Genomic DNA, 8,972 nt, shown 5'->3' on the forward strand with positions numbered 1-8,972 from the left:
GCCATGCGCAACACCCGCTCCCGCCGGCAACAGATCCTGCAGCTGCTGATCGAGCACGGCTCGGTGCAGGTGGCCGATCTGGTCGAGCGCTTCGGCGTGTCGGCGGTGACCATCCGTGCCGACCTGACCCATTTCGAATCGCAGGGCCTGGCCAACCGTACCCACGGTGGCGCCACGCTTGTGCGCACGCCGCCGCAGGAACAGGACATCCACGAAAAGGACGCACTGAACCTGCCGCTGAAGGAATCGATCGGCGCGTGTGCCGCGCGCCTGGTACGGCCTGGTGACAACATCATCATCGACTCCGGCTCGACCACGATGACCCTGGCCCGCCACCTGCGCACGCAGCGCGACGTGACGGTGATGACCAACGGGCTGAACATCGCCTGGGAACTGGCCAACGCGGCCGGCATCAACGTGCTGCTGACCGGCGGCCTGCTGCGCCAGCAGTCGCTGTCGCTGCAGGGCAGCCAGGCCGAAGCCAGCCTCAACTCCTACAGCTTCGACACGCTGTTTCTGGGCGTGGATGGCCTGGACCTGCAGTTCGGGTTGACCACCCATGACGAAGCCGAAGCCCGCCTCAACCATCGCATGGTCGAGCGTGCGCGCCGTATCGTGGTGCTGACCGACGCCTCCAAGTTCGGGCGCGTCAGCCTGCACCGCATCGCCCTGCTGGATCAGATCCACACCATCATCACCGATGCCGGCATCGACGACGCGTCCCGCGAGGGACTGCAGCGGCTGGGCATCGAAGTGATCATCGCCGAGCCCACCGCATGAGCGACACCCGTTCCCTGCATGGCCGCATCCTCACCCCGCTGGGTTGGCGGCGTGGCCACGTCCACTTCGATTCGCACGTGCGCCAGCTGCAGGTGGATGACCACAGCGGCGCTGACGATCTGCAGCTGCCGGTGATCCTGCCCGGCTTCATCGACCTGCACGTGCACGGTGCGGCCGGCGTGGACCTGATGCAGGGCGGCGACGTGGCGCGCACCATCGCCCGCACCCATCTGCGCTTCGGCACCACCACCCTGCTGGCGACCACCATGACCGCTGGCCTGGATGAGATCGAGCACGCGCTGCATGGCGTGGCCGCCACCATGGCCGCACCCGACGCCGAGGCCGCCTGTATTGCCGGCGTGCATCTGGAGGGGCCGTTCATCAGCCCGCAGCGGCTGGGTGCGCAGCCCAACCGGACCATCGAGGCAACGCTGGCGCTGGTACAGCAGCTGCACGCGCTGGCGCCGATCCGGGTGATGACGCTGGCGCCGGAGATCGGCGAGCACACCGCGCTGATTCCCGCGCTTTCGGCGATGGGCATCCGCGTGCAGCTCGGCCACAGCGCCGGTACCTACGAAGAAGGTGTTGCTGCGCTGCAGGCCGGTGCCTCCGGCTTCACCCATCTGTTCAACGGCATGACCGGCGTCGATCACTATCGCCCGGGCATCGCCGCGGCGGCACTGGCTCATGCGCAGTACGCCGAAATCATTCCCGACCTGCAGCACATCCATCCCGGCGTGATCCGCCTGGCCGCGCGCGCGATCCCGCGCCTGTACGCGGTGACCGACGCGACTGCCGCCACCGGCATGCCCGACGGCGAGTACGCACTGGGCGAGCAGCGCGTGCACAAGTGCGGCGGCTGCGTGCGTCTGGCTACCGGTTCGCTGGCCGGCAGCGCGCTGACCATGGACCAGGCGCTGCGCAACCTGGTGCGTGTGGGCCTGGAGCTGGCCGATGCCTCGCAGCGTGTTTCCACCTTCCCCGCCGACTACCTGGGCCTGGATGATCGCGGCCGCATCGCGCCCGACGCCCGCGCCGACCTGGTGGTGCTGGACGCCGAACTGCGCCTGCAGCAGGTGGTGGTGGGTGGGCGCGTGGTCGATTTGAACGCAACACCAGCCTGACGCACCGCGCCTTTGTAGAGTCGAGCCATGCTCGACTGCTCTGCCGCGCCATGCGCGGTCAGTCGAGCTCGGCTCGACTCTACAGAAAGCAATCCGCACCGAAACACCTTCTGGGATATGCCGATGACTGCACGCACCGCTCCGCGCTGGCCCGTACGCTACCTGCTCTTCATCGGCGGCCTGGGTGGCCTGCTGTACGGCATCGACATCGGCATCATCGCCGGCGCCCTGCCCTATCTTGAAGCAACTGCCAGCCACGCCTGGCAGCTCAGCAGCCAGCAGCTCGGCTTCGTGGTGGCGGCGGTGCTGCTGGGCAGCGTGCTGTCCTCGCTGTTCGCCGGCATGGTTGCCGACCTGATCGGCCGCCGCGGCGCGATGCTGCTGGCCGGCCTGTTGTTCACTGCCTCGATTCCGATCATGGCACTGGCTTCCGGCTACACGCCGCTGCTGCTGGGGCGCCTCCTGCAGGGCATCAGTGGCGGTTTGATCGGCGTAGTGATTCCACTGTACCTGGCCGAAGTGCTCAGCCCCGAGCGACGTGGGCGCGGCGCGGCGATGTTCCAGCTGCTGCTGACCGTTGGCCTGGTGCTGGCAGCCCTGATCGGCCTGTACCACGCCCACGCCGTGGATGCCGCCGCCGAAGCCGTGCGTTCGCTGCCGGTCGCGCAGCAGGCGCAGGAACTGTTCACGGTGAAGGACCACGCCTGGCGCACCATCTTCTGGACCTGCCTGGCGCCGGGCCTGCTGTTCTGCGCCGGCATCTTCTGGCTGTCCGAATCACCACGCTGGCTGGTGCGGCGCGGTCGCATCGATGAAGCCCGCCGCAGCCTCCAGCGCGTCCTGCCGGCCGCAGATGTCGAGCCCACGCTGGCCCAGATCCAGGCGCCGGAGTCGAGCAGCAGCGACGGCAAGCGCGATCCACTGCTCAGCCGCCGCTACGTGGTGCCGTTCCTGCTCGCCTGCGTGGTGCTGGCCTGCACCCAGGCCACCGGCATCAACTCGGTGCTGGCCTACGCGGTGAACATCCTCAACCAGGCCGGCCTGTCCGGTTCAGTGGCCAACGGCGCCGACGTGGCGATCAAGCTGCTCAATGCGGTGATGACCGTGGTCGCGTTGCTGCTGGTCGACCGCAAGGGCCGCAGGTTCCTGCTGATGCTCGGCAGTGGTGGCATCTGCGTGGCGCTGCTGGCCGCGGCCACGCTGTTCTTCCAGGCCGAGCGTGGCCGCGCCGACGTGCAACCGCAGCTGCAGGCGGCGGTCAGCAGTGATGGCCTGCAACTGGTGCTGGATGATGCGCAGTGGCAGCGCCTGGGCGCGGGGATCGACCGCGAAGGGCGGCCGATGCAGCTGACCGTCTCCTATGCCTACGGTGATTTCACCAACGTGCGCGCCCTGCGCAGCGACAACCTGATTGATCGCGAACTGCGCATCGAACGCGCCGGCACCGTGCAGCCCGACAGCGTGATTGGTGCGTTCTTCCGCAAGCTGCATCTGAACCCGTTCGCCGACCCGGCCAGTGCCGCGCAGGCGCCGCTGCGCATCGAACAGGCGCGCATCGGCCCGGTGCCGCCACCGGCACACGGCTGGGCCGTGGCCGCCTGCATCCTGGTGTTCGTCGCGTTCTTCGCGGTCGGCCCCGGCGTGTGCGTGTGGCTGGCACTGTCGGAGCTGATGCCGAACCGCATCCGTTCCAATGGCATGAGCATCGCGCTGCTGATCAACCAGTTCGTGTCGACCACCATCGCCGCCATCTTCCTGCCCACGGTGGGCCACTACGGCTACGCCAGCATGTTCGTGTTCTGGGCGGCGTGCACCTTCGTGTTCTTCCTGGTAGCCGCGTTCTGGCTGCCGGAGACCAAGGGCAAGTCACTGGAGGAGATCGAGGCACGGTTCGCCCGGTAGCGGTCGACCTTGGTCGACCTCCGCGCGTAGCGCGGTGGTGTTGGCGCGCCCGTTACTGACCGGTGATGTGCTTCGCCAACGCCTGTGCCTCGGCAATGCTCGGCAGCCCGCTCAACATCATCGATTCACCGAACGGGCCTTTCACCGTCGCCACCATCAGCACGCGACCATCCACGCTGATCGCCGCTCGTTGCCCCACCAGCGCCGCCGTGCCATCGTGGATGCGTTGGCGTGCTTCTGGCCGATACCGGATCTGCAGGCCGGGCTCCTGGCCCGCGTCCAGCACATAGCGCACATCGGCGATATCTGCACTGTCGGCAATCGGCGGCTCGCGCAGCGCCAGGGTCTCGCCCTGCCACTGCGCTTGCGTGCCCTTGCCATCCGCATCGACCGCGCTCAGGCGCACGTCCACACCGGGGCGCGGTGCATGGCGCTCGACTGTCTGCACTGCGGGCGTGGCGCCCGGCATGCAGCCGGCCAGGGTCAAGGCCACGCCCACCAACAGCGGAAGCGCCGTTCTCACTTCAGCTTCCGCAGCTTGAATGCCACCAGCACCTGCAGCAGGCCGTACAGCAGGCTGCCGATACCGATCCACAGCGTGGTGACCGCCACGCCGGCATACGGGTTGGCCGCAAACAACAGGCCCAGCACCACGGCCAGCACGCCGCTGAGGATCAGCAACCATTCGCCCTGGATCTGCTTGCGCACGCGGATCGCGAACACGATGCGATAGATGCCGGCCACCAGCAGCCACGCCGCCAAGAACAGCACCAGCACGCTGGCGGTGGCCAGCGGATTGATCACCGCCAGGATACCGAAGCCCAGCGAGGCGAGGGCGTACAGCGCCAGCCAGCCGCGGGACGCGCCGCTGCCGCCATTGATCAATGCGAACAGGCTGATGACGCCCTCGATGATGGCCATCACGCCCAGCGTCCAGGCCAATGCCACGGCCGCCGACAAGGGCCAGCCGATGGCGATGATGCCGAAGCCGAGAGCGACCAGGCCATACAGCAGGAGGATCCACCAGCTACGGCCGATTGCCGACAACAGGGGAGACAAGGGGGAATTCATGGCCACTCCTTCGATCCGGAACCGGGTTCATCGTAGCCCGTTGTGATGAAGAGGGAGATGACGGTGGTTCTGGACGGGTTCGTCTTGGATCGACGCCCCAATGGACATGAGCGTCAAGCACCGCGACTGTTAGATCAAGGCCTGCTTCGACTCTCATTTGGACTCCGCAACCACCCGGCCGGCGGCAGTATGAGTACCGGTGGCGGTGCTGTCATTTTCTTCGCACTGCCCAGGCCGGCCAAGTTCTGCGATGCAAGTCTGCTCTGCGGGTTGTCCCGGCTGTGTCCTGCACCACCACATTCACCGCATGACCCCGGGGATGGATTGATAAGGCCCTCCGAATCAGCGATATGCACGGCCCACATTCCAATATCAAGACAAGCCGGGACGCCATCCAACCAGTACGCCAAGGGCGCTTCAGGTGAAGCGCCGGCTTATCTGCTACTTGAACTAATCAAACGTAGCCGCCTGCTTCTTCCAGGCCAGCAAACATGTGCATCATGCCGTCCTCAATGCTGGAAGTATCCCTCCTCAGCACAACATCCCTTGCACGATCACAAAAAACGAACGTCAGCCTTGCACCGACCCTATCTCCGTCCGTCTTAAGAATGAAGTATGAACCATCTCCCTTGACGCGCGCATTCATGACATCGAAAAAATCAGATAGATAACGCCTATCAATGGGCACACCAACTCGCTCCGAGAAATCGATAGCCAATGAATTCTTATCTTTCACTCGCGCTCCCTTGACAGCCCTTACCACTTATTTAATTAACTTTAGTTCACCGAACCAAACTCTGCCAACAACCTCCCACAACACTCCACTCCATGGGTCGTCAACAGCGCTCTGGTGGTGCCAGGCTTGGCTGGTAACAGAGCTGAAGGCATCCACGCCTGGCGACAAAGCTCAGATGTTGCCCCCCCACTCCAGCGCTCGCTGCCGCACAAAAACGTGCCGTCAGCCTGGGTCTGCTTGCTGGCGTAGTCGTCGGTGTCCTGCTCGCTGATGATGGACAGGTTGCCGCCGATGCTGGCCACCACCTTGTCGCCACTCAGCTGGGCACCCTGCAGCGTGGTGTCCTTGCCGCTGATCACGGTCAGGTTGCGGTCGGCGTCCACCACGGTTTCGACGTGCGTGGTGCCGTTGCCGCTGCCCTTGCCCTTGGCGGTGCTGGCCGACACGTACCAACCGGTCTGCGCGCCGATGCTGAAGCCGATCTCACCGCTGCCGCTCTTGTTCTTCGACGACTGCGTGTGCTCTTCCGCTTCGCTGCGCAGGGTGATGTTGTCCCGCGCGGCCAGCGCCACGTTGTCACCCTTCACCTGGCTGCCGATGATGCTCAGGTCACCGGCGGTGGCGACGATGCTGACGTCGCCCTGGCTGCGGATGGTACTGCCCACCGCCGACTGGTCGTGGCTGGTCTGGCTGGCACTGGAGCTGGAGGCGCCGATGCCGATAGGACGGACTAGCCCTCAACCGAAAGCACTAGCTCCGCCATTACGCCAAATTTTTCACTTCAGCGTCTGCCACCTTGATTTTCAAGAATTCCTTATCGAGTCAAAGGATCCTGGAAATTTTAGACTAATGGCATGAACAAAAATCACCAAGAATATCTAAACTGTGTAGTTACAGTCTTATCGGAATTAATCACAATATCAAACTCCCTCCAATCCCCTCCCGTATGCTCCTTCATTACATCATGGAGATCACAAACCAAATCAGCACAACCCTTATCACCATAATCATTCAATAATGCAGATACGGAAACGCCACCGATCGTGTAAAAAAATGAGGAATCAATACCAAGAGAACCATCCTCCTCCGGAAGATAGCGAAACCTACACACAGCATCCGTGTAACCATCCTCAGCACTTGCATCCATCGCCCTATATAGAGAATCAATTATCTCGATCTGCCTTTCAATGCAACTCATAGACCACCACCGTACTCATTCTTAAAAGTTCTCGAGGATATCTTACCATCAATATTGTACACAACAGTAACCGTATCTGGCCTCGCATTACCCTGCGATGATCTTCCAAATTTCACAGTTACATCTCCGACACTCCTACCCTCCGTCAGAGCAGAAGTTATTTCATTCTCAAACTTCTTGTATGCGCTCGAATTGAAGTTCGAATTCTGAGGGAAAATATTGTAGCGATCGCAAGTTCCACCATGGCGACAAGCTTGAATGTGGCCTCCAACATCACCTGCAATCCCTTCCTTTCCGACTGCGGTCTGACGCCCATCGCGAGTCCCAGGGATATTGTTAGGGCGGTACGTTATTTCCTCCACAAACCCGCTTCCATTGGTCTTGAAGACCGTTCCATTTGTGAGTTCAACTTTGGAGTTCGGTGGCGGATTATTTAGAATCTCGTACTCCCTCGTCCCCTTTTGCGCGCGCGACGGATCAATCTTCCCCTCTCGCCCCAAATTGGTGTTAGTTACAACGTGATCCGCTCTACTAGGAAGCTCCTTCTGCGCAAGCACCCTTCCGCCCACTCGGCTGATCGCCTGCTCGGCAGCCATCCGCACGAGTGAAACAGCAGCACCCGCCAAGGGATTCTGATCACCTTGATAGGTTGAAGCATTGAACGAATCCAGAACCCTCTTTCCCTGCACTGAGTTGTAGGGCCCCAGGGCAGAGTCCAGACCATCCATACCGGATTTGGCCGACAGGACGGCCACGCCAGCCAGCCCAATCGGTGCCGCACACAACACGACAGTCCCACAACCGGGCGTAGTTGCCACCGCGCCGGCGGTTGCACCTACTGCTCCAGCCGCACCACCGACTGCCTGCACCCCTCCCTTGATTCGCATGAATGACTCATCGAACCGAAGGATCTGGTCATTTACTTGATCGATCGTTGAGTAGCCAAGGAAAGCATTGGCGCCCTTGATAAGCTGCTGCTCTGCCGCGTATCCACGTCCGCGTTTCTCCGAGGCCTCCAGCTGAGCCTTGTTCGGATCGCTATCCGGTACGCCGGCGGAACAATGAACCAGGGCACACATTGCGTCGTTCAAGCGCTGCTGCTCATCAGCAGTCTTGCCCTGCTTCAACGCATCCAGCTTCTTTGCTTCGTCAAGGTGCAGCTGCCGATTGAATCGATCTCCTGTAAGCGCAATGTTGGCGCCGGTGCTTCCACCGGCCAGTCCACCCACCATCGCACTACTGACCTCCATCAAGGACCGGAACTGCTCGGGGCTGATCTCGCTCTGGTTGGCGGTGAGGTAATCCGAGATCGCCTTCTTGGCCTTCTCCGCACCAGCAGCACTCACCGCGCCGTTCAGCGCATCCGCACCACCCAATGCGGCCATCGCCGCACCGGCCATGCCGTGCAGCAGTGCGCGGCCGTTGCCGCCGTCGGCCCAGAACGCCTTGCCTTCTTCGGTCTCCGCCTTCTGGCTCAGGTAGCCGCCCAGGTCGCCGACACCCTTGAACAGCAGCTGCCCACCCAGCTGCATCACCTCGGCACGCTCCTGCATCTTGCGCAGATCAACGGCCGACAGTGCGCTGTCGGTATCAAAGCCGGTCGCGGTCCGATCGAGGCCGGCCAAAGCGCTCTCATTGCCATCGCGCACCACCACGGTGCCGGCGGGGATGTCCGAGCGCGTGGTGCTGCTGTCGTTCTTCTTGGTGCCGCCCAGCAGGCTCAGCCCCGCGCCGGCCACGCTCCCCAGCGGGTTACTGATGCCACCGCCGCTGCTCATCCCGGTGCCGATGCCACCGCCACTGGTCTTGGCGCGGGATTCGTTCTCGATGTCGACAACGGTCAGGCTGCCGGTATCCAGGCGGTTCTTCGAGGCGTCGGCGGTGCTGCCGATCACACCGCCTTCCAGGTGCGTATTGCCGCCTACAGCGATGTTGAAGCCACCACTGCCGGCAACGATGCCGCTCTGTTCCTGCACGCTGCGCAGGTGGCTCTCGACCTTCTGCTGGCCGATGTTGACGCTGCCGCCGCTGCCATACACGAAGGTGCCGCCAGCCTGGGTCTGCTTGCTGGCGTAGTCGTCGGTGTCCTGCTCGCTGATGATGGACAGGTTGCCGCCGATGCTGGCCACCACCTTGTCGCCGCTCAGCTGGGCACCCTGCA

At 63.1% G+C, this 8,972-nt stretch carries 9 protein-coding genes; 3 read left to right on the plus strand and 6 right to left on the minus strand.

From position 1 onward, the window contains the following. Positions 1-3: 3 nt before the first annotated feature. The 3 genes from AC5P8Y_RS19700 (at position 4) to AC5P8Y_RS19710 (ending at position 3,806) form a co-directional block, all read left to right on the plus strand. Positions 4-780, plus strand: coding sequence for a DeoR family transcriptional regulator (locus AC5P8Y_RS19700; RefSeq protein ID WP_033833750.1), 777 nt, complete (start codon positions 4-6; stop codon positions 778-780). Further along, a complete protein-coding gene (gene nagA, locus AC5P8Y_RS19705; RefSeq protein ID WP_033833751.1) occupies positions 777-1,904 on the plus strand; it encodes an N-acetylglucosamine-6-phosphate deacetylase in 1,128 nt (375 codons plus the stop codon). Before AC5P8Y_RS19700 ends, nagA begins: the two co-directional genes overlap by 4 nt. A gap of 123 nt (positions 1,905-2,027) precedes the next feature. After that, a complete protein-coding gene (locus tag AC5P8Y_RS19710) occupies positions 2,028-3,806 on the plus strand; it encodes an MFS transporter (protein ID WP_049404450.1) in 1,779 nt (592 codons plus the stop codon). A gap of 52 nt (positions 3,807-3,858) precedes the next feature. Here AC5P8Y_RS19710 and AC5P8Y_RS19715 read toward each other — a convergent pair whose 3' ends face one another. The 6 genes from AC5P8Y_RS19715 to AC5P8Y_RS19740 form a co-directional block, all read right to left on the minus strand. Beyond that, positions 3,859-4,329, minus strand: coding sequence for a SecDF P1 head subdomain-containing protein (locus AC5P8Y_RS19715; RefSeq protein ID WP_111108654.1), 471 nt, complete (start codon positions 4,327-4,329; stop codon positions 3,859-3,861). After that, positions 4,326-4,877, minus strand: a complete 552-nt coding sequence (locus tag AC5P8Y_RS19720; RefSeq protein WP_049433548.1) for an HdeD family acid-resistance protein — start codon at positions 4,875-4,877, stop codon at positions 4,326-4,328. The genes AC5P8Y_RS19715 and AC5P8Y_RS19720 overlap by 4 nt, the downstream gene beginning before the upstream one ends. 454 nt (positions 4,878-5,331) lie before the next feature. After that, positions 5,332-5,613: a hypothetical protein gene (locus AC5P8Y_RS19725; RefSeq protein ID WP_146257007.1), complete on the minus strand. Its 282-nt coding sequence runs from the start codon at positions 5,611-5,613 to the stop codon at positions 5,332-5,334. Between the two features lie 41 nt (positions 5,614-5,654). Then, positions 5,655-6,335 (minus strand): hemagglutinin repeat-containing protein, encoded by a 681-nt coding sequence (locus tag AC5P8Y_RS19730; protein WP_111108655.1) that lies wholly within the window; start codon positions 6,333-6,335, stop codon positions 5,655-5,657. 143 nt (positions 6,336-6,478) lie between these two features. Further along, entirely contained in the window at positions 6,479-6,811 is a 333-nt protein-coding gene (locus AC5P8Y_RS19735) for a hypothetical protein (protein ID WP_146257008.1), read from the minus strand. After that, positions 6,808-8,972 (minus strand): DNA/RNA non-specific endonuclease (locus AC5P8Y_RS19740; RefSeq protein ID WP_495202136.1); only part of this gene is annotated, 2,165 nt, incomplete at its 5' end. The genes AC5P8Y_RS19740 and AC5P8Y_RS19735, both read right to left, overlap by 4 nt.

This window comes from Stenotrophomonas sp. YJH_SMC_12-1, assembly GCF_059370935.1.

Excerpts from the sequence above, each read along its gene's own strand:
- AC5P8Y_RS19700 (WP_033833750.1), top strand. The coding sequence starts at position 4 with ATGCGCAACACCCGCTCCCGCCGGCAACAGATCCTGCAGCTGCTGATC.
- nagA (WP_033833751.1), top strand. The coding sequence starts at position 777 with ATGAGCGACACCCGTTCCCTGCATGGCCGCATCCTCACCCCGCTGGGT.
- AC5P8Y_RS19710 (WP_049404450.1), top strand. The coding sequence starts at position 2,028 with ATGACTGCACGCACCGCTCCGCGCTGGCCCGTACGCTACCTGCTCTTC.
- AC5P8Y_RS19720 (WP_049433548.1), bottom strand. The coding sequence starts at position 4,877 with ATGAATTCCCCCTTGTCTCCCCTGTTGTCGGCAATCGGCCGTAGCTGG.
- AC5P8Y_RS19735 (WP_146257008.1), bottom strand. The coding sequence starts at position 6,811 with ATGAGTTGCATTGAAAGGCAGATCGAGATAATTGATTCTCTATATAGG.